This is a genomic window from Actinoplanes xinjiangensis, from assembly GCF_003148685.1.
GTDB lineage: Bacteria > Actinomycetota > Actinomycetes > Mycobacteriales > Micromonosporaceae > Actinoplanes > Actinoplanes xinjiangensis.
Map to the genome: position 1 here is coordinate 141737 of NZ_QGGR01000007.1, position 25181 is coordinate 166917.

The window sequence follows — 25181 nt, forward strand, 5'->3', positions numbered from 1 at the left end:
CTCACCGCTAGCGGCCCACGGTCTCGGGCAACCGGAATCCGGAACCGGCGCCGGTGAGGGCCGCGAGGTCGTCGAGGCTCAGGTACGGGCGAGCGCCGGGCCAGCAACGGCCACCGATCACCACCTCGGGCGGGCCGCCGGGGTCCCCGAGACCGGTCACGACCAGGGCCGCCGCGTCGAAGTCGTCGTGGAACGTCAACCAGGTCGGGGTGATCACACAGGTCATCCCGGCGGCCACCGCGGCGCGCATGCCGTTGCGGGTGTCCTCGACCACGACACAGTCCGCCGGGTTGACGCCCATCCGTCGTGCCGCCAGTTCGTAGACCTCCGGCGCCGGTTTCTTGGCGCTCACGTCCTCGCCGGTGACCAGCGACAGGGCGGCTGTCATGTCCGGGCCGACGGCACACCGCAACACGGCCAGTACCGAGGTGCGGGCGCCGGCGGACGCCACCCCCACCTGCCATCCGGCGGCCAGGGCTTCGGCGGCCAGGCGCCGCACCCCGGAACGGGCCGTCACGCCGGTACGCACCAGGGCGGCGTAGATCTCCGTCTTGCGGGCGTGCCATCCGGCGACCGTGGCGGCCCACACCCGTGGATCCGACGGCACCTCGTAGACGGCCCGGAACGCCGGATCGTCGCGCAGTGCCGCCAGCCGTTCCCGGCCACCGGAGATCGCCAGCGCACGGGCGTACTGCTGCTCGCTCCACTGCCAGCCGACGCCGTGCTCACGCCACATCTGGTTGAACGCCCGCCGATGCCGGACCGTCTCCAGATCGACGATCACACCGTCGCAGTCGAAGATCAGCGCGCGGGTCATGCCTGCCTCCCCTGGCTGCCCGAGCGGCGGATGTACGTGCCGCAGACCGCACCGACCCGGGCCCGCAGTGCCCGCGGCAGGTCCAGCGGCTCACCGGCCGACCCGGCGACATCCCGGACCGTCGCCAGGTACTCGGACTTCACCGCCGACGAGAAGTTGATTTTCGACACCCCGGCGGCGACCGCGCCCGCCAGCGCGGGCGCCGACAGCCCACTGCCGCCGTGCAGCACCACCGGCACGCTCGCGGCCAGCCGCCGCGCCAGCTCCAGGCGGATCTGCGGGTCCGCGTCGTAACAGCCGTGCCGGGTTCCCAGATCCGGGCTCAGGCAGGCCACTCCCGTCGCCGACACGAACTCTCGAGACCGCTCGAACGACGACGTGGCACCCGACGGCGGCGCCTCGCCGATCGCCGCGATCCGCTCGAACTCGCCCTCGATCTCCGCGCCGTACCGGGCGGCCTCCACGACCACCCGCCGGGTCGCCGCCACCGCCTCCACGAACGGCCGGTCCGACGCGTCGAACAGCGCCGACTCCCAGCCCGCCCGCACACAGTCGAGCACCTGGCCGGCATCCGCACAGTGGTCCAGGTGCAGCACCGCGGCCACCCCCGACGAGGCCCGGCGGGCCTCGAACACGGCCCGCAGCGCGGTCGCGCCCCAGAACGCGGCGGTACGGGCCGAGGTCTGCACCACCACCGGCGATCCCATCGCGGCCGCCGTGTCCAGCACCGCCGCCATCGTCGCCTCGTCCACCACGTTGAACGCCGGGACCGCGTATCCCCCGGCCCGGGCTCGCCGCAGCAGCGCCCCCAGAGTGTGACCCGACGTCATCAGTCCCGTCCCTTCGCCGACGGCCCGGCGGCGGCCGGCACCGGCGCGACCCGGCGCGGCACCCGGGCGTACCCGACGGCGATCACGGTGATCACCACGGTCAGCGCCAGCGCCCACGGGTCGAAAGCGGCGCCGAACAGCACCTGGGCCAGATAGGTCAGGCCCGGCATCGTCGTGATCAGCGTCATCGCGCTCAACGGCTCGGCACGCTGGAGGCCGACCTGGAGCAGGTAGAGCGGCACCACCACGGCCACCACACCCACCAGCACCAGCAGCGGCACCAGGGAGCCGACCTGCTCGACTGCCGGCGGATCCAGCGCCAGCAGCACCAGCGCCGACAGATAGGTCAGATGGAACCGGTTGGCCGTCACCGTCACCGGATCCACCGCCAGCCCGCCCAGCCGTTTCGAGAGCAGGGCCAGCCCCGCCGCGCCGACGCCCGCCAGCAACGCCAGGCCGACACCGGTGGCCAGCGTCCCCACCGGGATCGCGCCCGCCGCGTCGCCGGACAACCGCCAGGCCAGAGCGCCGGAACAGGCGATCAGAGCCCAGCCGACCAGATGGTCACCGGTCCGCGCCGCCCGCCCCGCCGCCACGGCGATCACCAGCGGCCCGATCGCCGTCTCGATCGACACCGCCAGCGCGGCCGGAACGTACACCAGACTCAGATAGAAGCCGATGAAGGTGACGGCGGTCAGCACGTTCGCCGCCACCATCAGCCGCCCGTGAGCCCGTAACACCCCGGGGCCCCGCCCGCGGCCGCGGCGCGCCCGGTCGATCACCGTGAAGACCAGCGTGGCCAGGGCGAAGGCGATGGTCGAGAACAGCAGGCTCTGCGAGCCGTCCAGCCGACCGGACAGAAAACCGCTGCTACCGGCCTGCAACATCACGGCCACGCCGATCAGAACCAGTGGCGCGTTCATCCGTCCACCGGTTCCAGCTCGTAGAACTGCCCGGCGTCCTCCAGCTCGTGCAGCACCCGCAGCGCGTTCTCGATCGTCGCCGGGTCCTCGTGCACGAAGAACGCGATGCCGGACGCGCCGGTGGTCAACAGCCGGTCCGGGACGGGCCGGCCGATCTCGGCCAGCCGCGCCACACTGTGGAACCCCGGCAGGCGCCGCAGCAGATCCAGCCCCGGCACCGCGCGGACCACCCCCTCCCGGTGCGCCCGCAGGAACACCTTCGCCACATGCCGGTCCGGGCCGTACCCGGAGGCGTCGCGCAGCGCGAACACGGCCGGATCCACCAGGCTCTCCACCACCAGATGCTGGTGGGAGTAGCCGAACGCGGCGAAATAGGCGTCCGGCGCCAGGCACGGGCCCATCACCCGCGCGTTCACCTCCACCAGGCACGGGCCGTCCGGAGTCCGGCGTACCTCGGTGTGCGCGGCACCCTCGGACACCCCGAGCGCGTCGAGGCAGTCGAAGACGTACCCGACCAGCTCCTTGTCCGGCCCGTCCAGCGTCCGCACCGAGGTCATGTGCCGGAACACCGGCGCCCCGCCGGCCTGACGGTCGATGCGCGCCGAGTACAGCTCGCCGAGTGTGTGCCGGCCGCCGGCGCTGACCGTGTTGACGATGAACTGCGGACCGTCGAGATACTCCTGTACCAGCACCGCGTCGTTGGTGCGCCCCATCAGGTTGCGCTCGTGGATCACCTGGGCGAACGCCGCCCGCGCCTGCTCCGGGCCGGAACACACCCGGCAGCCGTCACTGCCGGCGCTGTCCCGCGGCTTCACCACCAGCGGAAACGGGAAGCCGGCCAGCGCCTGCTCCAGCTCCTGCTCGGTCCGTACGATCGCGGTCCGGGTCGCCCGCAGGCCCCGCTGCCGCAGCTGCTCCATCATCAGCGACTTGTCGCGGCGCGCCTCCGACAACGCATAGGCGTTGCCCGGCAGTCCCAGCCGGTGCGCCAGCTCGTCGGCCGGCAGCACACCGAACTCGCTGGCCGCGACCACAGCCGACACGCCCAGCGCGCGGAGTTCCCGCTCGACCACCGCGACGTCCGAGTAGGAGATCACCGGTACCCCCGCCGGGCGCGCCCCGACCGGCACGCCGGGACTGTACACATGGACACAGGCGGTTCCCCGCTCGTGGAAGGCGCGGGCCAGTTCGGCGCCGCTGGACACGGGATTCACGAGGGCGATCACACCGGTGCTCCGACCTGGTCGAGGAAGTTGACGAAAACCGTGCCGGCCTGCCCGGCGGCGGCATGCAGATAGTTCGTGATCGGGTTGCGGGCATGCGTCGTCGGCCCCACCAGCCAGATCCGCTCCCGCACCGGCGGCCGGATCATCACCCGCAGGTCCTCCGCCGGCCGCAGGGGCCCGGCGACCGACGTGCCGTCCAGGTGCAGCGCATCCCCGTCCACGTGCAGTGTCAGCCGGTGGTTGCCGGCCGCCGCCACGACCGCGTCGAAGTGCCGGGACGAGTCCTCCCACGTCGCCGTCCAGCCGCCGGCCACGGTCGGTTCGATGCCCGCCGGATACGTGCGCACCCGCAGGCGCCCCCGGTCGATCGCATCCAGCAGCCGCCGCGCGCTGTCCAGCGGGATCGCCGACACGTACCGGCCGATCAGCGACCGGTGCCGTTTCATGAACGCCGCGGCCCGGTCCGGGCCGGCCAGCGGCAGCCACTCGTTCAGCCCGTCGATCACCCCGGCCACCACGTCCTGCCACGGTGCGTCGTCGGCCTCCGCCAGAGCCGTCTCCCGCCGCAGCCGATCATGCGGATCGCCGTCACCGACGATCTGCCGCCGCAACGCCAGCGGCTTGACCCGCCGGATCGCCCGGATCAGCAGGCGGGCCGCCTCACGATCCATCGCCGCATCCGGCAGGTCCCCGGGGAGCCCGCCCAACTGCGCCGCCAGCAGCGCCGCGGGACCGGTCCGGGCCAGCCGCGTCCGCACCGCCGGCAGCTCGCCGGACGGTGAACTGATCACCACCCGCCGCCCCGAATCGATCAGCACCAGCGCCGTCTCGATCGCCGACAACCGGCTGCCCAGCACCAGCACGTCTCCGCCCGGTTCCACCGCCCGCAACATCGACGCCGCCGGGTACGGGGTGGGCACGAACGTCGGATGCCCCACGTACGGGGTCATCAGCATCGGGACGATCGGCTCGCCGAGGCCGACACAGACCAGCACCTCCGACGCGGGCAGCGTGCCACCGGAGGCCAGATGGACCAGATAGCCGCCGTCCGGGCCGACCGCCACCCGCAGCGCCCGCTCCCGCACGTGCCGGGTGGTGATGCCGCGCGCCTGTGCCATCCGACGGTGTTCCAGGAACCGGGTCCTGGCGTACTGGGCGGCCTGGAAGCGCGGCACGAACGCGGCACGGTCGTGCGGCCAGCCCCGGCCGCGCAGGTAGTCACACAGGTCGTCGGGCTGGTCGGGCAGCAGCGAGGTGTCGCCGGCGGGCGTGTTGCACAGGGCATGCACGTGCGCCGAACCGAACGCCGGCCCGAAACCCGGCTCGTGCGGATCGACCAGCGTGACACCGCGGACGCCGCCGTGCCGGACCAGCTGGAGGTAGGCGCTCACACCGGTCATCCCACAGCCGATGATCACCACCTGCTCGCCGGGCGTGGTCGATGACAGTCTCACTGGCCGCTGCTCCCGTGTCGTCATGGCGGTGCGGCGCCCACCGGGCGCCGCCGTTGCTGCCATGACTCTCGCGGGGGTCGTCCTTGTCGCGTCCTTGCCGAGTCCTCAGGGCCGCGCGCGCCCTGGAAAGCGGCCGAGACCTCCTCTTACGCCGGCTCGCCTCCCTGGACGGCAAGGGGGACTGACCGAGCGAACGCCCGGCGTCCGCGCGGCGGTGCCCCCGGCCGTGCTCGCTGATCGGCGCGGGTCAGGCGATCAGGGCGGATGGCACCCGCAACTCCTCGGACTCGTAGAGGGCGGCCACCTCGGCCGGACCGCCGGCGGCGCACACCGAGGCCACGGTGTCGAGCAGGGCGTCGTAGTCGGCGCCGGTCCGGCCCTGGTAGGAGGCCTCCATACGGCCCCACTCGTCCCAGGGGAGGGTCTCGACGCGGTTGAGGGAGGCCAGGTCACGGATGGCGTTGCCGCGGATCTCGGCCGGCCCGAAATTCTCGGTGCCCCGCACCCCGAACTTCGCCGGGTCGAGGCGACCGGCCCGGAACTCGGCCCACGCCTCGCCGCCGGTCAGGAACTGCCCCGGGACGAGCGCCTCGGGAGTGGGCAGAACGGGCAGGCCCATCGCCTCGGGGTCGGCCCGGACCCACGACCCGTCGGACGAGAACTCGACCACCCAGTGATCGAGGCCGAGGCCGGGCTGGAAGTAGGTGGCGAACCCGCAGCGGGCGCGGGCCGCGATGCCGCGGTGGCGCAGCAGGGCGCAGGCCAGGACGGCGAAGTGCCGGCAGGTGCCGATCACCCGGCGCTCGGGTGGCCGTGGCACGGTCAGCGGGGACGGGTCGAGGGTGAGGAGCGTGCCGACCAGGCGGGCGGCGGGCCGGATCTGGTTTTCCCCGAAGCGGCCCGGTGGCAACTCGACGCGCTCGGCGTCATGTGGCTGGATGACCAGCTTGTGCACGAGCCGGCAGATGGCGACCGGATCCTCCGGAAGATCGACGAACGCGCCGGAGCTGATCGTGGAGAGGTCGGTCAGGGGCCCGCCTGCCGTGTAATCGATCGTCGCCGTCATGCCTCGCATCGTAGGGGCCGGGTCCGACATTTTCCGGCCCGCCGGAGGCGCGTGCGGGTGGGCCGCCTCCGTGGAGCCGTGCGGGGCCGCCGGTGCTCCCGGCGGCCCCGCACGGTCACTTCTTCTTGTCCTTCTTGGACTTCTTGTCCTTCTTCGACTTCTTCGACTTCTTGGCCATGTCGAGCTCCCTCCGCTCCTGGAACCTCCGGCGGTCCAAGCCCCCGCCATAACCCTCCGGGCACGCTGCGTGAGCGTCAGGTTCACCGAGCGTTCACTTTAGTGGCTTCGGCGAAGACCCGGCCTCCTCATCCGCGGATGAATCGGCCGCCTCGCGGAGCTCCGAGACAGCCGTGCCGGAACCTGAGAGCCGGTGCGGGCGGCGGGAAGGGCCCGCTCCTACCTGGTCGACGGGCCCGTGGACCGGGTGCGCGCGGTCGCCGGCTCCGCATAGCCGAGGATGTCCAGCAGATTTCCGGTGGCGTTGCGGAAGGCCTGCTCGATGTCGTCGTCGAAGTGGTTGCGCCAGTCGCCGGACTTACCCTTGCGATAGTGCGAGATCTCGCCGGCCTTCTTGCGTTCGTTCATCCGCGAGAAGCTGTACTTGTCGAGCAGGGTGGTGAGTTCCTCCGGCGGGATGGCGATTCCACAATGCCGCATCAGCGCGTCCATCTCGGCGAACTGCCGCTCACCGGTGAGGTCCTCGTAGCGGACCAGCCGGATCGTCTCCGAGGGCGGCGCCTCGACCCACGACCGGACCGCGTTGAACATGCCTTTGCGGGTGAGATGCTCGATCAGGTAGAGCATTCCGTCCTTCGGCGACCGCTCCCGCAGGGCGGACCGGACCTCCAGCACGTCACCCATCGGCGTGTGCGAGTCCCGGGTCGAGAAGTAGCTGGAGACCAGCAGGTCACGCGGGTCGCGGTAGATGAAGAAGGTTCGGTGCTCCGCCGGTTTCGGCATTTTCAGGTAACGCTTGTACGGAAAGTACAGCGAGAGCCCGATCCGCTGCGGCGGGCACACCCGCGGGTCCTTCCAGCCGTAGTAGCGGGGGTCGTAGGTGACCAGCCCGGAACGGCGGTAGACGATCGGGTCGCTGAACACCGATTTCACCCACTGGCTGGCGGTCTTGCGAACCGCGCAGTGGTAGACGTTGACGAATGGGCTCCGGTCCTCGACCGGCACGGTCACCCGGAGTTTCGCGTTGTGTGCCTCGAGCAGGGCGCGGCGCGCGAGCACGCGCACGGAATCGGGCGTGTGCTGTTTCGCGAACATCACGGTGCGATTGAGCATCGTCAAAGTCCAATTCCTTGCCAGGCGGAACGGCACGCCGACGTCGCGCACGCCGTCGTGCGTTTGGGGGGCACTTTACAAGAACATTGACTCCGTTACGAGAGTGTCTCGCCTCGGTCACGATCCCCGGACTGTGAGATCGCTGGGAGGGCGCTGTGCCAGATCGTCGCCGGGTCCAGCGCAAGCGCTTCTCACCTGCACAAACGATCGACAGCCCGGTCCGTCACGTCCAGCCGGAACCTGAATGAACTCACAGCTTGACCTGTTGCGGCGGTGTCAACACCGGTCCGGGTGCCCGAAAGGTCCGGCGGTATGTCTCCGGCGGCACACCCAGCTGCTGACTGAAGTGGCGCCGCAGCGTGGTGGCCGTACCCATGCCCGTTCTGGTGGCGATCTGCTCGATGCTCAGGTCGGACAGCTCCAACAGCTCCTGCGCACGCCGGACCCGCTGGTCGTGCAGCCAGCGCAGCGGGCTGCCGCCGGTGACGGCATGGAAGTGCCGGGCCAGATTGCGGGAGCTCATACCCGCCTCGCGGGCCAGATCGCGCACCGACAGCGGCTCGCCGAGCCGGGCCAGCGCCCACGCCATCACGCCGCTCAGGACGGGGTTGCGCCCGTGCCCGACCGCCGCCGGGATGAACTGGGCCTGCCCGCCCGGCCGGTGCGGGGGCACCACGAGGGTACGGGCCAGCGCGTTCGCCACCGCCGTACCGTGATCCAGACGCACCAGGTGCAGGCACAGGTCCATGCCGGCGGCCTTCCCGGCGGAGGTCAGCACGTCACCGTCGTCGATGTAGAGCACACCCGGGTCGACGGTCACCGACGGATAGCGGGCCTGCAGCAGATCGGTGTGCGCCCAGTGGGTGGTCGCCCGCCGCCCGTCCAGCAGCCCGGCCTCGGCCAGCGTGAACGCGCCCGTGCACAGCGACGCCACCCGGGCCCCCCGCGCGTGCGCGGCGCGAACGGCCTCGACCAGGGCCGGCGCCGGCGGTTCCTCGGGGTCACGGCAGGACGTGACGATCACGGTGTCGGCGGTCGCGAGCGCGTCCAGCCCGTACCGGATCCCGGCGGTCAGCCAGCCTCCGACCGCCGCACCGTCCTCGCCGCAGATGACCAGCTCATACCACCGATCGGCGAGCCCCCGGTCGGCGCCGAAGACCTCACACGCGGCGGCCAGCTCATAGAGCGGGGTGCCGTCGCTGACCGGCAGGGCGACGCGATGCATGTCCGAAACTGTACGGGGTGTGTCACTGCGGACACTGTCCCGCCGGAACGCGGAACCACAGGATGGACGACATGAACAAGCGCATCGCGGTCCTCGGGGCCGCCGGGCACACCGGCCGTTTCGTCGTCGCCGAACTGGAGCGCCGCGGCCTCACCCCGATCCCGTGCGGCCGCGGCACTGATCTCGGCCAAGCCCTCCGCGACGCCGACGCGGTGATCAACTGTGCCGGGCCGTTCCACACGACGGCCGGGCCGGCGATCGAGGCGGCGATCCGGGCCGGGATCCCCTACCTGGACGTCACCGCCGAGGTCGAGGTGGTCGGCGACACCCTCACCGCCTTCGCCGGCGCCGGCATCCCGATCGTGCCGGCGGCCGCCTTCTTCGGCGGCCTCGGCGACCTGCTGGCCGCCGCGGCCACCGCACGGTTCCCGTCAGTCGACGAGCTGACCATCGCGTACGCCCTGAGCAGCTGGCATCCCACGAGCGGCACCCGCCGTACCGGCAAGGTCTCGGCATCGCGCCGCGACGGCAACCGGATCGCCTTCGTCGACCACCGCCTGCGGATCCGTGACGGCGAGGCGCCCCGCGCCGAGTGGGAGTTCCCCGCCCCGATCGGCCGCCGCGCGGTCGTCGGCGAGTTCGTGACCGCGGACAGCGCCACCATCCCGACGCACATCGCCACCCCGGTGATCCACTCGTTCATGACCGCGAACGCCGTCGCCGACCTGCGCTCCCCGGACGCCCCGGAGCCGGTCGCGACGGACGGGGCGGGCCGGTCCGCGCAGACCTTCCTGGTCGAGGTGGTGGCCCGCTCCGGTGATCAGGAGCGCCGGGTGACGGCGAGCGGCCGGGACATCTACGCGATCACCGCGCCCCTGGTCGTCGAGGCGGCCGTCCGCATCCTCGCCGGTGAGGGCGCGATCACCGGCGTCGCCACCCTCGGTGCCCGTTTCGACCCGGCCGGCTTCCTGGCCGCGCTCGGCCCGGACACGCTGGAGGTCAGGGAATCCCGATGACCGGCCGGCCCGGCGTCTCGTCCGTCCGCCCGAACAGGTTCGGGTCCTGGCGGTCCACCGGGTGTTTACGGCGGGCACTCCACGGTGGATGGTCCGGACGGGCGGCGCGGCACGGAGGAGGTGCTGGTTCGCCACGGCTTACCACCTGGACCGGCCGTGAGCATCGGGAGCGGGCGGTGCGTGGGGGGCCGCTATCCTGCCCCGTGTGACCCATCCCATGATGCCGAACGATCCACGGTGGCTCGGTCAGTATGAGCTGCTCGGTCGTCTCGGCGAAGGCGGTATGGGCACCGTCTTTCTCGGACGGTCGCCGGACGGCCGGCTGGTGGCGGTCAAGATGTTGCGGGCCGAGCACGCCTGGGACACCGAGTTCCGGGGGCGGTTCCGCAGCGAGGTCAACCGGGCCCGTGAGGTGCCCGGCTTCTGTACGGCGGCGGTGCTCGACGCCGACCCGGATCACCAGACGCCGTATCTGGTGGTCGAGTACGTCGACGGGCCGAGCCTCTCCGAGGTGATCCGGGAGCGGGGGCCGCTGGACGGCGGCACCCTGCACAGTGTGGCGGTCGGGGTGGCCACGGCGCTGGCGGCGATCCACGGCGTGGGGGTCATCCACCGGGACCTGAAGCCGCAGAACGTGCTGTTCTCGCTGGGCACACCCAAGGTGATCGACTTCGGGATCGCGCGGGCGCTCGAGGTGACCAGCCGGCACACCAGGACCGACCAGATGGTCGGCACGGTGGCGTACATGGCGCCGGAGCGGTTCGACAACGACGCCGATCGTACGGTGGGCCCGGCGGCGGACGTGTTCGCGTGGGGTGTGGTGGTGGCCTACGCGGCGACCGGGCGTACCCCGTTCCGGGCGGATTCGCCGGCCGCCACGGCGGCTCGCATCCTGACCCAGCCACCCGACCTGACCGGGCTCGACGGGCCGTTGCGTGACCTGGTGGGCCGCACGCTGGCCAAGGATCCGGGCGAGCGGCCGACCGCCTATCAGCTGCTCGACCTGCTGCTGGAGGCGGAGACCGGGGGAGCGCTCGCCCACCGGCCGGAGCTGCTCAAGGCCGCCGAGGCGGCACAGCACACCGGCCGGGTGCGGCCTTCCGTCGTACGCGAATCGGCCGCTCCCGTTCGTCGGCGGGTGAGGCGCCTGGTGGCCGTGGCCGCGGTGGCGACCGTCGTGTGTGCCGGCGTCGGCTTCGCCCTGTCGCGTCACCGGCTGGATGAGGCGCTGGCGTCGTTCGCGCCCGGCACGTCGCCGTCGGATGCCGTGGCGTCGGCCGCACTCCCGTCGACGGAAGCCGTCCCGGGCGAGCCGCGGATCCAAGGGCCGCGGATCGCCGACCAGCTCGACCGGCGCGGCCTGTGGAAGGCGGACCGGGTCTCCGACAGCGCCGCCGGGTGGTGCACCTTCGACCGGCGGATGCTGGCCACGACCCACATGTCCACCCTCCATCGGTGCAAGGGGCCGCAGGACTCGTTCGCCGGCGACCAGGCGATCGCGGTCGACGTCGGCATCGTCACCGAGGGCGCCTGCGCGGTGATCTGGTTCCGGTCGGTCGACCAGCGCGGTTACGTAGCGTCGTTCTGCGAGAACGAGGTCCGGCTGGGGATCGACGAGAGCGCGGGGAACGGCTTCAACTCGGAGCAGCGGGTCGCCGTGAGCGCGTTCCAGGTCGGGCAGACCCACCGGGCCGGCATCACCGTGCGCAACGGCACCGCCCAGGTGACGGTCGACGGCACGCCCGTTCTGAGCATGCCGGTCACCGACCCGCAGCTGGTCGCGGGCCGCGTCGTGCTCGGCGCGCTCAACGAGGCGAGCGAGGAGGACGCCACCGTGGCCTTCGCGAACGTCGATCTCCGGTCGCCGGTCGTGGGCCGGCCGGCGCACTTCACCGACCCGACGACCGGCTCCAGCCAATCGGTGGTGGAGCTCTACTCGTACGATCCGGTCGCGCATTCCGCGGTGGCCCAGCCGATTCTCCTGATGGACAGTGCGGAGTACTGCAGGCAGTTCAAGATCGACCCGGACGACATCAGGTGCAGCGACCCGTTCCAGATCGTCGAGAGCCACACGAAGGTGACGATCCCGGTCCGGTCCGCGCCGAAGCTGACGTCGTGGCAGACCCCCGGCAACTGGGACGGCATCGTCGCGGTGCGCGCCGGCGACGGCAAAGCCATCTCCGCGTCGAAGTTCACCAAGTGGCTCGCCGGGAAGGAAGGTGGCCTGGTAGCGGTCGCCACCACCGACGGCGAGGTCACCACCCTGACCAGGATCGACAACTTCTGACCCGGTGGCGTCCGCCGGCCGGAACATGCTTCACGGCGCCATCTGAAAACGTGAACCCTCCGGTCCTGTGCCGCGTACCTCCTGGTGGGGATGCCGACAGGACGGAGTCGACCATGTTTCCCACGAACACTCTGGAAACCACGCTCCTGCACGTCCGGCGGGGCCAGTCTCCACCCGAGGCGCTGCTGAGCGCCCTCGCCGACCAGCCCGTCTGGGTTCCGCTGCCGGCCGGCGGCCCACTGCCGTTGACCACGATCGGCGGCCATCCGTACGTGACCGTCTACACCTCCGCCGAACAACTGGCCCGAGCCGGAGCCGGAAACCGCCGGCAGATCCGCCTGACCGGCCGCCAGTTGGCCGAACGCCTCCCCGTCGACCTGGGTTTCGCCGTGAACCCCGGTTCCGCCTCCAGCCTGCCGGTGACCGCCGAGAGCATCGCCCGCATCCGTGACCATCACACTCCCGCCGATGCCCGTGTCCTGCTCGGCGTCCCGCACCCCGAGCCGTACCACCTGCTGCAGGCCCTGGCCGGCGGTTTCCAGGCGGTCCCCGGAGTCCTGGAGGCGCGCCGGGCGCTGCGCCGCATAGACGACGGCCCGGAAACCCTGATGATCGGCATCCGCCCCGACCGTCACGTCCCCACGTGGCCGCGAGAGGTGCGAGCCGCCGTCGAACAGGCCGCCCGCCTGACTCCGATCGCCCACGACATCGAGATAGTCCTGCTGGACGAGCAGTCCTCGACGGCGAACTGGATGCTGACCCGGACCGCCCCCTTCTACGCCCGCCACTGACCCGCCGCCGAACGCGGTGCTCCTCGACGGGCGACCCCGGCCACGTGAAGTTCCGCGATGACGGCGTGCCGCAATGCCACAAGTCGTACGCGAGCAAGCTTGTTCACCGCCGTACCACCGTGGCTGTGAACTGCGGTTTTGTCTTGATCGTCCGAGTCACTCCCGGGCTGGGGTCGGCGGATACGGGAACCGCCCGCGCGCCCGGGGCCTGGGCATGCCGGCGCCGACAGCGTGGCCCGCTTTCAACGGGCTGCGGGACGGGACCGAACAGCCTGCCGAACCGACCCGCGCCCGCCCGAGCGACAACGCCATCACACGCAACGCGATCGTGTGACGGGGCCGTCGTGATGGCGATGACGGACGCTCACGAACACCTGATCGTGCGACCCCAGCAGGGCGATAGCAAAGGCCAGCCTTCACGATCACGGATTGTGCGCCGCCATCGTCGCCCATGCGCCCGCTAGACCCCGGCCGAACGTCTGTAGAGAACCTCCGAATCAGGTGCTGCGAAGTTCCGCAACGGTGTGCCGCAAAATCCCACAAGGCCGCTTATGGATCCGTCTCCGAAAGGCCGTTGAGCGGACTTGTGGCAGCGGTGCGGGCCGTAGGCTTCGTCGCCGGCAACCGACCGGCACGGCAGCCCACCGGTGACCGCGGCCTCGATCAGGCGGCGTGCCAACGTGGTGGCATTGATCGATTATGGTCCATTACATGTTGATCAACAGGCTTAGTGCCGCGCTCCTCTCCACAATGGCCGCGACAGCCGTTGTCGCGGGGACCAGCACGCCGGCTCTCGCGGATCCAAGCTTGGACGTGCCCCTGGTCGTCTCGGCCGAGCTGCTGTCGACGGCGGGTGACGGATGTAGCCAGCCCGCCATTCACCTGGGCGACAACTGGCTCGACGTCCAGGCACAGACTGGCGGGGACGCGTCTCTACTGCTCAGCGCGTACACCGCCGTCGGCCAGCGGAGTGTTGCCACCGAATGCGAGCTGCGAGTGCGCCTCCAGCTCGACCAGCCGGCCGAGCTGAAGCCGGCCCAGTACCTGATGAGTGGATGGCTCACCACCGCGGCTGGGACGAAGGCCGGCCGCTACTTCGAGAGCTCATTCGACGGAACAGACTGGTACGGCCAGCGGACCGGCCACTCGGCCGGCGCTACCGGCCCGTTCTACCAGGGCGGCGGAAGCCGCTTCGACCCCCGGTCGGCCTGCTCGACCGAGATCGATCTGTCCTTCCGGGTCGGTCTGTCCCTGACCTCGACGGATGGTTTGGCGGTCGGCGATGCCATCGGTCTCGATGGCACCAGCGGTGCCGGCGTCGAGTTGAACACCGCGTTCGGCCCCTGCGCCTGACGTGGGCACGGGGCTGGGCGGGCCAGGCGGCCCGCCCAGCCCTCTATGCACCACCACAGCGGCGACCGCGGGGCGGCTGCGCGAGCAGATCACCCTGCCGCAGACGAAACTCACCCGCATCGACCGTGAGCGGGTTGACCTGGCCACCACCGACACCAGGCCGCAGCACCTCGCCGCGACCGAGTTCACCGCCGACGACCCACCATCGTCAGTTCCGCCTACCAGCGGATCCTCACCAACCGGTCGGGTCTGGCTGGTTGTGGCCGCTGCCAAAAGGCACGTGAGACAGCGGTGGGAGCCAGCCGGGCGGGTCGGGCTTGCTGTCCAGCGGTGGGTCCGTGCTGACGGCGCCGCCAAGGCCTGCGCTGACTGCTCAGCGCAGCGGCGCGGTGGACTCGCGGGTGATCAGGCGTACCGGGAAGGTCTCGACCCCGGAGGTGGGCGTGCCCTCCATGGCGGCGGACAGACGCTGCGCCGCTATCCGGCCGAGATGTTCCAGGTTGAGGTCGATGGTGGTCAGCGGCGGCCGGGAGTTGACGGCCAGGACGCTCCAGTTGTCGAAACCGATGACGGCGACCCGGGACGGTACGTCGATGCGTTCCTCGTGGAGGACGTCGAGGACACCGCGGGCGATCTCGTCGGAGCCGGCGAAGATGGCGTCGACGTCGGGGCAGCGGTCGAGGAGCATGCGGGTCGCGCCGCGGCCCCACGCCTCCGACCACATGCCGAACCAGACTTCGCCGCCGGCCAGGGTCAGGCCCTCTTCGGTGAGGCGGTCGACGGCTCCGCGGGCACGGTCCTGTGCGGCGCTGTAGCTGGGATCGCCGGTGATGTGGGCGATGCGGCGCCGTCCACAGCGGATCAGATGGTCGACGGCGGTGCGGCCGCCGCCGGTGTTGTCGGTGATCAGGGACAGGTCGGCCGGGTCGTCGGACGGCGCGTACGCATACACGACCGGCACCGGCAGGTCGCCGAGGGACGTGCGGGTGTCGGGACGGGCACCGACCACTATCAACCCGTCGACCCGGCGGGACAGCAGCGCCCGGAGATGATGTTTCTCCCGGATGGTGTCGCCGCGCGCGTCGCAGAGGAACACCGAGGTCTGATCGGAGCCGAACGCGTCCTCGGCGCCCATCAGGATCGGGATGGAGAACCGTCCCTCCAGGTCGGACGTCAGCAGCCCGACGGTGCCGCTGCGCTGGGTGATGAGACCCTGGGCGAGCGTGTTCGGGGAGAAGGAGAGCTGTTCGGCGGCGCGGACGACGCGTTCGCGGGTCTCGGCGCGGACCTGCGGCTGGCCGTTGAGCGCTTTGGAGGCGGTCGCGACCGAGACGCCGGCGAGTTTGGCGACGTCGCGCAGAGTGGCCCTTGACAAGAATTATCTCCCGCATGACGTACGTGAAAACCTTTTCGGCCCGCTGACCGTCAGGTCAGACTAGCTCAGCGGCTTCAAGTCCGAAACATGCGTTCTCAGCACAGCGCCCCTTCGACGAGCGTGTCGGCCGCCTGCTGTTGCCGGAGGTGATCGTCCGGCGCGTCACCGAGCACGCTGTTGACCGACAGCACCACACTGCGCCGGCCGTCGGGGGTGACGCCGTTGTCGGTGATGTACCCGCCCCAGCCGCCGGGATGACTCCAGTACGTGCCACCGCAGGGTAGGGGACGCTGGAAGATGCCCAGGCCGTACCGTGCGCCGGGCATGCCCGGCACGTCGACCGGGACGGTACGGGTCATCTCGGCGAACTCTGCCGGCCGCAGCAGCCGCCCACCGAACAGCGCCCGCAGGAAGATGGTGACGTCCCGCGTGGTGGAGACGATCGCCGACCCGGTGTCGGCCGGTGCCTGATCGGTGACGTCGACGGCGAGCCGGTACGCGCGGGCGTGCGGCCGCGGCATCACCGGTGAGCCGCCCGGCCAGGACGTTCCGGTGAGCCCGAGCGGCCGGACGATCCGGCGTTCCACCTCGTCGTACCAGGGCCGCCCGGTGACCCGCTCGATGATCATGTCGAGCAGGATGTACCCGGTGTTGGAGTAGCTCCAGGCGGTACCGGGCGGGGCGTCCGGCCGGTGCGTCATCGCCCGCCGTACCAGCTCCTCCGGGGTGAAGGTGCCGTGGTCCGGGATGTCGTCGTGGAGGCCGCTGGTGTGCTGGAGCAGCTGGCGTACGGTGATGCGCCGCCCGTCGTTGCCGTTGCCCCGCACCATGCCGGGCAGCCGGCGCTCCACCGGCTCGTCCAGACTCAGGCGTCCCTCGCCGGCGAGTTGCAGGATCACGGTGGCGGTGAACATCTTGCCGGTGCTCGCGATGCGGAAACGTCCGTCCGGTGGCACCGGGAGCCCGGTGCGCAGATCGCCGGTACCGCTGGTGGCCACGTGGCCGCGGCCGTCCCCGGCGACGAAACGGGCCTGCGCGCCGACGATGCCGAGCGCGTGGACGGCGTCGGTATGCCGCTGCAACTCGGCGGACGGCACCGGCGTCCCGGTCACGGCCAGGAGTGCGGAGATCAGGAGTGAACGCATGACGACACGCTAGGCCGGGTCAAGGGGCCGGCTCGATCCTGCTGACCACCGGAGAGAGGGTAGGGCTGGCTAGAGTGTGGACAGTGGAAGACGATCTCGAACGGGTCGGCCGGCACCGTGCGCTGTCGGCGCGGTTGGCCGCCCTGGACGACGCCGGCATCACGGCGCTGCTGGGGGAGACGACGGCCGGTTTCGGCGGGCGGACCGCGACGACGACCGTCGACGGTGTTCCGGTCTTCGTCAAACTGGTGCCGTTGACCGACCTGGAGCGGCGCCCGGAGAACGTCGGCTCGACGGCGAACCTGTTCGGCCTCCCGCCGTTCTACCAGTACGGCATCGGCTCGGTCGGGTTCGGCGCCTGGCGGGAGCTCGCCGTGCACACCATGACGACCGCGTGGGTGCTGGAGGGCCGGTACGCCGGTTTCCCGCTCGTCCACCACTGGCGTGTGCTGCCGCAACCGCCGAACCCGGCCGGCCCCGGTGAGGTGGAGCAATGGGTGCGGCACTGGGAGGGCGACGAGACGATCCGTGCCCGGCTGGAGGCGATCGACGCGGCCACGGCCGCCGTGGTCCTGTTCATGGAGCACATTCCGCTGACCGTCGACGCGTGGCTGACCGGGCGGGTCGCGGCCGGCGACCAGGAGGCGTACGCCGTCGTCGACCGCGCCGTTCAGGAGGGTGTGGCGTTCCTGGGTTCGCAGGGCCTGACCCATTTCGACGCGCACTTCCTCAACCTGCTGACCGACGGGCGCCGCGTCTACTTCGCCGATTTCGGGCTGGCCGCCCACACCGGGTTCGACTTCGACGCCGCCGAGGCGGACTTCCACCGGCGGCACCGCGACTACGACCGTGCCTACACGGCGGCCCACCTCGCCCGGTGGCTGATCAGCAAGCTACTGGAGGTGCCCTGGCCGGAGGTCCTGGATCGGCTCCGCGCGTTCGCCGCGGATCCGGCCGGCCTGGGCCTCCCCGGGCCGGCCGCCCGCATGGTCCGCTGTCACCTGCCGGCCGCGCTGGTGATGGGCGAGTTCTTCGAGGAGCTGTGGCACGTCAGCAAGCGCACGCCGTTTCCCGCCGAGATGCTCGCCGCGGCGCTCAGGCGCTGACGGCGCCCTTCTCCACGGACAGTATCCCGGCGACGCCGGCGGCCCGGAGCGTGTCCCGGACGATGCCCTGCGCGTTGGCCACGCTGAGGGCCCGGCCGTGCCGTAGCGCCACCTGCCGGCCGGTGAGCAGGCATCGCACACCCGCCGCGCCGAGGAACGGCACTGCCGCGAGGTCGACCACCACGTGGCGGACCCCGGTCTGCTCGGCGGCGTTGATCAGGATGAGGCTGAGCGCCTCACCGACGTCATGGTCGATCTCGCCGCTGACCATGATCCGCACGACGCCGTCACCGTCGTCGTGTTTGCACACCGTGAACGGGCCGGTCATTTCACTTCCCCTCCGTCGAAGCCCTGATTCTCCGGCACCGTGGCCGGTTCCGGGCCCGGATCACCTGGTTGGTGGAGAACTTCTCTCGCTTGCCCGTTCGCGGTCGGGGCCACTAGGCTGCTGGAAAGCGCTTTCCTGGAGGTGGGGGATCGGATGACCGAGCTGCACGTGGACGGAACCCGGGTGGCCACCTATGTGGACGCCCCCGAACTCGACATCCGTCTCGCGCCCCGCCCCTACCTGCACCCGGTGCGCACCCTGGGCGGCACGGTCGTCACCGCCGAACTCCCGGAGGACCACCCCTGGCATCTCGGGGTGTCGGTCACCATGCAGGACGTCGACGGTATCAACGTCTGGGGCGGCCGCACCTACGTGCGCGATCAAGGCTACATCTGGCGCGACGACCACGGCCGCGTCCTCTCCGAGGGCCGCACGCCGCTTCCCGGCGGCTTCACCGAGAACCTGCGATGGGTCGACGCGGGCGGCCGGCTCCTGCTTCGCGAGCAGCGTTCGGTCACCGCCCGCCCGGGCCCGCGCGGTTGGCGGCTTTTCTTCCGGTACGCGCTAGGGGCCCCCGCCCAGTCAGAGGTGACGATCGGGAGCCCGGCGACGAACGGGCGCACCGGGGGAGCGGGCTACGGCGGCTTCTTCTGGCGCGCCACCGAGGGCGCCGCGGTGGCGTTCACCCCGTCCGGTGGTGAACCGCACGGTTCCACCGACCCCTGGTTGGCACTGTCCGTCGAGGATGCGTACACCCTGGTCTTCACCGGTCTGGACGGCGACGACCGCTGGTTCGCCCGCACCGGCGACTACAACGGTGTCTGCGCCGCCCTGGCCTGGGAGGACCCGCTCACCATCAAGCCGGGCATCCCCCTGACCCGCGAGATCACCGTCCTGATCGCCGACGGCCGCCTGACCCGCGACGAGGTAGCCGCCGCCGTGTAGCCGCCCGCCCGCCCGGTGGCCGCCGGCTCAGTGGCGGGCCGGCTCAGTGGCCGCTCGTCCCGTGGCCGCCGGCCCGGAACGGCCGGTGTGCTCAGGGTCCGCGAACCCTGACCGCTCACCGTTCCCTGGGCGCGGCCGGCCACTCCTCGCCCGTGTTGCTCGCGGTGAGCCGCCCGTCCACCAGCTCCACCCAGACGTCCTCGTCGGTGGCCGCCGGCCCGGCGAACTCCGCCGGGTCCGTCTCGTCCAGCAGGAACACGACGTGCAGGGCGTTCCGCTCGTTGTAGTCGACGTCGAGAGACCCGTCGCCGTCGATCCGCAGGTTCGCCTGCCAGGCCCCCTGACACAGAACCGCCACGAACAACCCTAGATGATCGGCGCCCAGCAACGGGTCCGCGTGCTCGATCAGAATCGCCAGATCAGACGTCGCCGCCGTATGACTGTGCCGCTCGTGCAGACTGGCGGCGAGCGAGTCCCAGTTGTGGCTGAAATACGCCGGCAGATCCACCTCCCGCGCGAACGCCGCCATCAGCGAGCCCGGCTCCAGCAGCTCCCGCCCGTCGAGCCGCACCACCGCCCCACCCGCGTCCCTCAGCCGCTGTGCCTCGCCGTCGACCCAGGGATCATCGGCCCGGGTGAAGATCACCCAAGGCTCCCGGCACTCGGTCAGTGATGGTTCCGTCATGCCGCCGATCTTCGCAGGCCCCCATCTCGGCCCTCATCGGGTTCCATGATGACGGCGTGCCAGACCTCGACACGAGCACGAGTGAACAGACCGTTGTGAGACCGGGACAGCGGTCGCGGCTCTCGACTTTCGCCGGACGGCAGCGCCGGCGACGTCGATCAGCGCCCACGATCGCTCAACGTGGGCTACCGCTTCGTTCTGGCACGGATGAACGCACACGATGGCCGGATCGTGTGCGTGGAACCACGTCATGGCAACGACCAGAGCCCACACAACTCTTGTGTGCGTCCCTGCCCTCGCTCGCACCCCGACCCCACACGGAACGAGACCGTGACCGCGAAAGCTCTCCAAGATGGCCGTGCGCCCGCCGACCATCCGAGACACCTGACCCGAGGTGATCACGCCGAGATCGGTCAGCCCACCACGGCCGCAACACCTTCGGCCCGACCCTGGTGCACCGCGCCGCCCCCCGATGCGCGAAGCTCGACGGCTATGGGGCTGAGTATTCTCCGGTGGCTGGGGCTGGCCGGTTCATTGATGCTGGCGGGCGCCGGATGGCTCGGCGGCGCACTACCGGGCGCCGATCTGGAGGCCACCCCGCTCAGCGTCGCCCGCAGTACCTACGGGCCGGTCATTCTCGGACTCTGGCTCGTCGGGACAGCCCTGGCCGCCTACGCCTGGTGGTCCGCGCGCGACCGGGTTCCGTCGCTGCGGTGGGCGATTGGGACAGTCTTCCTCTGGCTGCTGCCGTTCCTGTTCGTGCCGCCGATGGGCAGCCGCGACGTGTACTCCTATGCCTGCCAGGGTGAGATGTTCACGCACGGGCTGGACCCGTACCGGCTGGGCGTCTCGGCGCTGCCGTGCACCTGGCTGGACACGGTGGCGGAGATCTGGCGGGACACCGTCACCCCGTACGGCCCCCTGTTTCTCCTGATCGCCGGCGCCGCGGTCGCGGTGGGCCAGTCGCTGACCGGCACCATCGTCGTCTTCCGCCTGGTCACCCTGGCCGCGATCGTCGTGGTCGCCGCCTGCCTGCCGGCGCTGGCGCGCCGGTGCGGCATCGCGCCGGAACGCGCCGTCTGGGTCGCGCTCGCCGGGCCGCTGATCGGCGCCCACATGCTGGCCGCGCCACACAACGACGCGGTCATGATCGCGTTGCTGGTGGCCGCTCTCTTCCTGATCGTACGAGCGGACGCCCGCCCGATCCCGCTGCTCACCGGTGGTGTCCTGCTCGGATTCGCGGTCGCCGTGAAAGCGACCGCGATCGTGGTGATCCCGTTCGCGGTCGTGATCGCGATGCGCCGCCTGACCACTCCGGATCGGCCCGACCCGCTGTCATCCGCGACCGTTCCGGATCACCCGGACCCGCTGTCGTCCGCGACCGTTCCGGATCACCCGGACCCGCTGAACTCCGCGGCCGGCCCGGGTCGGCCGGACCGCTGGCGGGGCCTGCGCGCCGAGATCGGCCCGCTGGCCAGGGCGGCAGCGCTGGTCGGCGGATCATCGGTGGCAGCGCTGCTGGCGGTGACCGTGGCGAGCGGCCTCGGCTTCGGCTGGGTGCCCGCGATGCGGGGCAGCACCACGATCATCCAGTTCACCTCACCCCCGACCGCGATCGGCATGACCCTCACCTACGCCGGCCAGGCGCTGTTCCCCGGGTTCGACGCGGTGCCGCCGGTGCGGGCGCTGGCGCTGGTGGCGCTCACGACCGTACTCGTCATGCTCTTCGTCGCCGCGCTGCGTGCCGCGGACCGGGTCACGGCCGCCCTGCGGGGAGCCGCCTTCGGGATGGCCGCCCTGGTCCTGCTGTCGCCGGTCTTCCACCCCTGGTATCTGATGTGGCCGCTCACCCTGCTCGCCGCCGTCACCGTGCGGACCAGCGCGTTCATGTGGATCACCATGGTGGCGGCGTTCTCGGTGCTGCCGGACGGTGGCGGCCTGCCCCGCTTCGTGAAGTTCCCGGGTGCGCCGCTCATGACGATCCTGCTGATCGTGCTGGCGGTCCGGTTTATCAGGCGGCGCACAGCCGTGCCACAAGCAGATCCTCAGGAGGCGACCTTTCCTTGAGTCGTCCAGCTCCCGTGGCGACGAAGGATGGCCCGCATGCCCGCTCACACCCTGTCCCGCCGGTCCTTCGGCGCGGCCCTGCTCGGGGCGGTCGGCCTGGCCGTCGCCGGCGGTTGCTCGCCCGGTTCGAGCGGTGCCGCCGGAAGCACGGCAGCCACCGCGGGCAGTGGGCTCTTCGACGCCACCCAGGTGCATGACATCGAGTTGACCTTCGATCAGGACGCCTACGACAAGGTGATCGACGCCTACCTCGCCGATCAGTCCAAGGAGTGGCTGGAGGCGACCGTCACCATCGACGGGACGACGTTCGAGAAGGCCGGTCTGCGGCTCAAGGGCAACTCGACCCTGCGCGGGCTCACCCGGTCGGGTGCGAGTGCGAGCACCGGCAACCGGGGTGGCGGCGGCCCGGGCGGCAGCATCTCGGCGGACGATCCCCAGGATCTGCCGTGGCTGGTGCGGCTCGACAAGTACACCGACGGCCAGGAGCTGGGCGGATACACCGAGTTCGTGGTCCGTTCCAACAACACCGACAGCGCCCTCAACGAGGCCGTCGCCCTGGAGCTGCTCGCCGTCGCCGGACTGGCCACCCAGAAGTCGGCGTCCACCCGGCTCAGCGTCAACGGCGGCAGCGAGGTGCTGCGGCTCGTCATCGAGAACCCGGCCGACAAATGGGACGCCGACAACTTCGCCTCCGCCGGCATCCTCTACAAGGCGGAGAGCGGCGGCGACTACTCGTACCGCGGCGACGACGCGGACAGCTACCAGGACGTCTTCGACCAGGAGACCGACACCGACCATCCGAACGTGGCCCCGCTCGCGGCGTTCCTCAAGTTCATCAACGAGTCCGACGACGCCACCTTCGCCGCCGAACTCTCCCGGCACCTCGACGTCGCCGCGTTCGCCCGGTACCTGGCATTCCAGGAGCTGGTCAAGAACACCGACGACATCGACGGGCCGGGCAACAACTCCTACCTGCGATACACGACCGGCAAGGATCAGTTCACGGTGGTCGCCTGGGACCACAACCTGGCGTTCGGCGGCATGGGCGGCGGTGGCGGCAACCGCGGCGGCGGCGCACCGGCCGACGGCCAGACCCCGAGCCGGCCGCCGGGCGACGGGCAGGCTCCGGCGGGCGGCGGCCAGGAACGGCGCGGCGCGGGCGGTGGTCCCGGCGGGCGCAGCAACATCCTGGTCACCCGGTTCAACGCCGACAAGACCTTCAAGGCGTCGTACGACAAAGCGCTCACCGACCTCAAGGCCACCCTCTACACCAGCGGGAAGGCGGCGTCGATCCTGCAGACCCGGGCAGCCGTCCTGACCGCCGGGGCCGGCGACCTGATCAGCGCCGAGACCGTGAGCACCGAGTCCGACGCCATCAAGGGTCACTTCGTCTGACAGCCGAACCCGGGCCGGCCCCGCCGACGGTGGCCAGGAGGTGCGGATTGGACTGCGGTGGTGCCGGCCGGCGGCCGTAACGTCGGGGGCGTGACCGTGGGATTCGTCGGACTCGGGGTGATGGGCCAGCCGATGGCGCTCAATCTCGCCCGCGCCGGTACCGAGTTGATCGTGTGGAATCGGAGCCCGGAGCGGGCCGGGCCGCTGCGGGAGGCCGGCGCGGCGGTGGCCGGCGATCCGGCGGAGGTCTTCGCCACGGCCGGGACCGTCATCCTGATGCTGGCCAACGACCGGGTGATCGACGACGTGCTGGGCCGGGGAACCGATACGTTCGGGAAACTGGTGGCCGGCCGGACGGTCGTGCACATGGGCACCACCGCCCCGGCATACTCGGCCGGGCTCGGCGCCGAGGTGATCGGGGCCGGTGGGGCGTACGTCGAAGCTCCGGTCTCGGGGTCCCGCGGCCCGGCGGAGACCGGTGACCTGGTGGTGATGATCGCCGGAGGGGATCCGCGGATCGAGGATCTGCTGCGGCCGATGTGCCGGGAGATCGTGCGCTGCGGCGACGTGCCGGGGGCGCTGCTGATGAAGCTGGCCGTCAACACGTTCCTGATCAGCATGGTCACCGGGCTGGCGGAGGCGTTCCACTTCGCCGAACGGCACGGGCTCGACCCGGCGACGCTGTCGGCGGCACTCGACGCCGGCCCCATGGCCAGCACGGTGTCCCGGGTCAAGGCCGGCAAACTGCGGGACCGCGACTTCGAGGTGCAAGCCGCGATCCGCGACGTGCTCTACAACAACGAACTCGTCGTGGGCGCCGCCCGGCAGGCGGGCTTCGCGACACCGCTGCTGGACGTGTGCCGGGCGCTCTACACCGAGACCGACCGCGCCGGCTACGGAGGCGAGGACATGGCGGCGGTGATCCGCGCGTTGGAGGCCCGGTCCGCGAGCTGAGTGGTGCGGTGCCGGCGTTCGACCCGCTGGCCCCAGTAGGTTCCGGCCAGGACCAGGGCGATGCCGAGACCCGCGAGGACCGTCAGGTGCTCACCACCGAGACTGATTCCGATCAGCACCGCCCAGACCGGTTCGGTGCCGAGCAGGAGACTCGCGCGGGCCGGTGACGTCCGGCGGATCGCCCACAGCTGGACCACGAACGCGAAGACGCTACAGCCCAGCGCCAGGTAGAGGACGCCGAGCCACTCACCGGTTCCGAGGCCCCCGGTGGCCAGCGGCCACGCCGCGACGGTGAACACCACCGCGCCGACCACCGTCTGCAACGTCGTGAGGGTCACCGTGTCGAAGGACGGCCGGGCCAGTCGCGCGGAGAGGTTCACGTGCACGGCGCGGACCACCGCGGCGGCCAGCATCAACAGATCACCGACCGAGGGGGTACGCAACCCCGGCCCCGCCACCAGCAGGATCACCCCCGCGGTCGCAACCGCCGCGGCCAGCAGGAACCGTGCCGGCAACCCGCCCTGCATCAGCGGCGTGAGCAGGATGGTCAGGCTGATCAGCACCCCGGCGTTGGTGGCGCTGGTCAGCGACACCCCGTAGGTCTCCAGCACCAGCACCGACGCCTGCGTGCAGCCGAGCAGGACCCCGACGGCGAGTTCCCGCCGCTGCACCCGCCGGCCGATCATCAGCGGCAGCATCGCGAGCATCGACACCAGGTAGCGCAGGGCCAGGATGACGAGCACGCCGGCCGCCGCCACCAGCGTCTTGGCGGCGAGATAGCTGCTGCCCCAGACGGCGGCGACGGCCAGTAGAAGAAGGTCTCCGGTCACAGCAGGAAGCCTGCGGCCCGCCGATACGGTAGACAAGAGGCCAACCGGTGAACCGACGATGTAGCGAGGCCTT

The 25181-nt window shown here is 71.2% G+C and carries 22 protein-coding genes; 9 read left to right on the forward strand and 13 right to left on the reverse strand.

What is annotated here, in order from left to right; all coding sequences use genetic code 11:
- Nucleotides 1-7: 7 nt before the first annotated feature.
- The 8 genes from BC793_RS17635 to BC793_RS17670 form a co-directional block, all read right to left on the reverse strand.
- Nucleotides 8-817, reverse strand: a complete 810-nt coding sequence (locus BC793_RS17635; protein ID WP_109593634.1) for an HAD-IA family hydrolase — start codon at nt 815-817, stop codon at nt 8-10.
- On the reverse strand, nt 814-1647 hold the full coding sequence (locus BC793_RS17640; RefSeq protein WP_109593635.1) for a class II fructose-bisphosphate aldolase: 834 nt from the start codon (nt 1645-1647) through the stop codon (nt 814-816). Before BC793_RS17640 ends, BC793_RS17635 begins: the two co-directional genes overlap by 4 nt.
- Nucleotides 1647-2570 (reverse strand): EamA family transporter, encoded by a 924-nt coding sequence (locus BC793_RS17645; RefSeq protein ID WP_109593636.1) that lies wholly within the window; start codon nt 2568-2570, stop codon nt 1647-1649. The genes BC793_RS17640 and BC793_RS17645 overlap by 1 nt, the downstream gene beginning before the upstream one ends.
- The gene (locus BC793_RS17650) at nt 2567-3796 is read right to left on the reverse strand and encodes an ATP-grasp domain-containing protein (RefSeq protein ID WP_109593637.1); all 1230 of its coding nucleotides are present in this window, start codon (nt 3794-3796) and stop codon (nt 2567-2569) included. The genes BC793_RS17645 and BC793_RS17650 overlap by 4 nt, the downstream gene beginning before the upstream one ends.
- Complete coding sequence (locus BC793_RS17655; protein WP_158319291.1) at nt 3793-5250, reverse strand: FAD/NAD(P)-binding protein; 1458 nt, start codon at nt 5248-5250, stop codon at nt 3793-3795. Before BC793_RS17655 ends, BC793_RS17650 begins: the two co-directional genes overlap by 4 nt.
- Before the next feature lie 247 nt (nt 5251-5497).
- Complete coding sequence (locus tag BC793_RS17660) at nt 5498-6316, reverse strand: transglutaminase-like domain-containing protein (protein WP_109593639.1); 819 nt, start codon at nt 6314-6316, stop codon at nt 5498-5500.
- Nucleotides 6317-6712: 396 nt separating this feature from the next.
- The gene (locus BC793_RS17665) at nt 6713-7606 is read right to left on the reverse strand and encodes a sulfotransferase domain-containing protein (protein ID WP_109593640.1); all 894 of its coding nucleotides are present in this window, start codon (nt 7604-7606) and stop codon (nt 6713-6715) included.
- A 250-nt stretch (nt 7607-7856) separates the two neighbouring features.
- Nucleotides 7857-8831: a GlxA family transcriptional regulator gene (locus BC793_RS17670; protein ID WP_109593641.1), complete on the reverse strand. Its 975-nt coding sequence runs from the start codon at nt 8829-8831 to the stop codon at nt 7857-7859.
- Between the two features lie 71 nt (nt 8832-8902).
- Between BC793_RS17670 and BC793_RS17675 the strand changes: the two genes are divergently transcribed.
- The 4 genes from BC793_RS17675 to BC793_RS17695 all read left to right on the forward strand — a co-directional run bounded on the left by BC793_RS17675 (nt 8903) and on the right by BC793_RS17695 (nt 14278).
- Entirely contained in the window at nt 8903-9847 is a 945-nt protein-coding gene (locus BC793_RS17675; protein WP_109594001.1) for a saccharopine dehydrogenase family protein, read from the forward strand.
- A gap of 205 nt (nt 9848-10052) precedes the next feature.
- On the forward strand, nt 10053-12134 hold the full coding sequence (locus BC793_RS17680; RefSeq protein ID WP_109593642.1) for a serine/threonine protein kinase: 2082 nt from the start codon (nt 10053-10055) through the stop codon (nt 12132-12134).
- 113 nt (nt 12135-12247) lie between these two features.
- Entirely contained in the window at nt 12248-12925 is a 678-nt protein-coding gene (locus tag BC793_RS17685; RefSeq protein WP_109593643.1) for an enhanced serine sensitivity protein SseB C-terminal domain-containing protein, read from the forward strand.
- Nucleotides 12926-13624: 699 nt separating this feature from the next.
- A complete protein-coding gene (locus BC793_RS17695) occupies nt 13625-14278 on the forward strand; it encodes a hypothetical protein (protein WP_109593645.1) in 654 nt (217 codons plus the stop codon).
- Between the two features lie 373 nt (nt 14279-14651).
- Here the strand turns inward: BC793_RS17695 and BC793_RS17700 are convergent, their stop codons facing one another.
- Nucleotides 14652-15653, reverse strand: a complete 1002-nt coding sequence (locus BC793_RS17700) for a LacI family DNA-binding transcriptional regulator (protein ID WP_109593646.1) — start codon at nt 15651-15653, stop codon at nt 14652-14654.
- 95 nt (nt 15654-15748) lie between these two features.
- Entirely contained in the window at nt 15749-16798 is a 1050-nt protein-coding gene (locus BC793_RS17705) for a serine hydrolase domain-containing protein (protein ID WP_109593647.1), read from the reverse strand.
- A gap of 83 nt (nt 16799-16881) precedes the next feature.
- Between BC793_RS17705 and BC793_RS17710 the strand changes: the two genes are divergently transcribed.
- On the forward strand, nt 16882-17904 hold the full coding sequence (locus tag BC793_RS17710; RefSeq protein ID WP_203896268.1) for a BUD32 family EKC/KEOPS complex subunit: 1023 nt from the start codon (nt 16882-16884) through the stop codon (nt 17902-17904).
- On the opposite strand, the gene BC793_RS17715 is transcribed toward BC793_RS17710, so the two are convergent.
- Nucleotides 17894-18232, reverse strand: a complete 339-nt coding sequence (locus tag BC793_RS17715) for an STAS domain-containing protein (protein ID WP_109593648.1) — start codon at nt 18230-18232, stop codon at nt 17894-17896. The genes BC793_RS17710 and BC793_RS17715 overlap by 11 nt on opposite strands.
- 153 nt (nt 18233-18385) lie before the next feature.
- Between BC793_RS17715 and BC793_RS17720 the strand changes: the two genes are divergently transcribed.
- Nucleotides 18386-19177, forward strand: coding sequence for a DUF6807 domain-containing protein (locus tag BC793_RS17720; protein WP_109593649.1), 792 nt, complete (start codon nt 18386-18388; stop codon nt 19175-19177).
- Nucleotides 19178-19292: 115 nt separating this feature from the next.
- Here BC793_RS17720 and BC793_RS17725 read toward each other — a convergent pair whose 3' ends face one another.
- The gene (locus tag BC793_RS17725; RefSeq protein ID WP_109593650.1) at nt 19293-19862 is read right to left on the reverse strand and encodes a barstar family protein; all 570 of its coding nucleotides are present in this window, start codon (nt 19860-19862) and stop codon (nt 19293-19295) included.
- A gap of 492 nt (nt 19863-20354) precedes the next feature.
- Here BC793_RS17725 and mptB point away from each other — a divergent pair, with 492 nt between their 5' ends.
- Genes mptB through BC793_RS17740 form a run of 3 tightly spaced genes read left to right on the forward strand, consistent with a single transcriptional unit; the run spans nt 20355 to nt 24278 of the window.
- Nucleotides 20355-21929: a polyprenol phosphomannose-dependent alpha 1,6 mannosyltransferase MptB gene (gene mptB, locus BC793_RS17730; RefSeq protein WP_109593651.1), complete on the forward strand. Its 1575-nt coding sequence runs from the start codon at nt 20355-20357 to the stop codon at nt 21927-21929.
- 36 nt (nt 21930-21965) lie between these two features.
- Nucleotides 21966-23324 carry a CotH kinase family protein gene (locus tag BC793_RS17735; protein WP_158319292.1) on the forward strand — a complete coding sequence of 453 codons (1359 nt, stop codon included), beginning with the start codon at nt 21966-21968 and terminating at the stop codon, nt 23322-23324.
- A gap of 60 nt (nt 23325-23384) precedes the next feature.
- Nucleotides 23385-24278: an NAD(P)-dependent oxidoreductase gene (locus tag BC793_RS17740; protein WP_275416194.1), complete on the forward strand. Its 894-nt coding sequence runs from the start codon at nt 23385-23387 to the stop codon at nt 24276-24278.
- Here BC793_RS17740 and BC793_RS17745 read toward each other — a convergent pair.
- Nucleotides 24218-25108: a DMT family transporter gene (locus tag BC793_RS17745; protein WP_109593653.1), complete on the reverse strand. Its 891-nt coding sequence runs from the start codon at nt 25106-25108 to the stop codon at nt 24218-24220. The two genes, BC793_RS17740 and BC793_RS17745, sit on opposite strands and share 61 nt — an antisense overlap.
- Nucleotides 25109-25181: the final 73 nt, after the last annotated feature.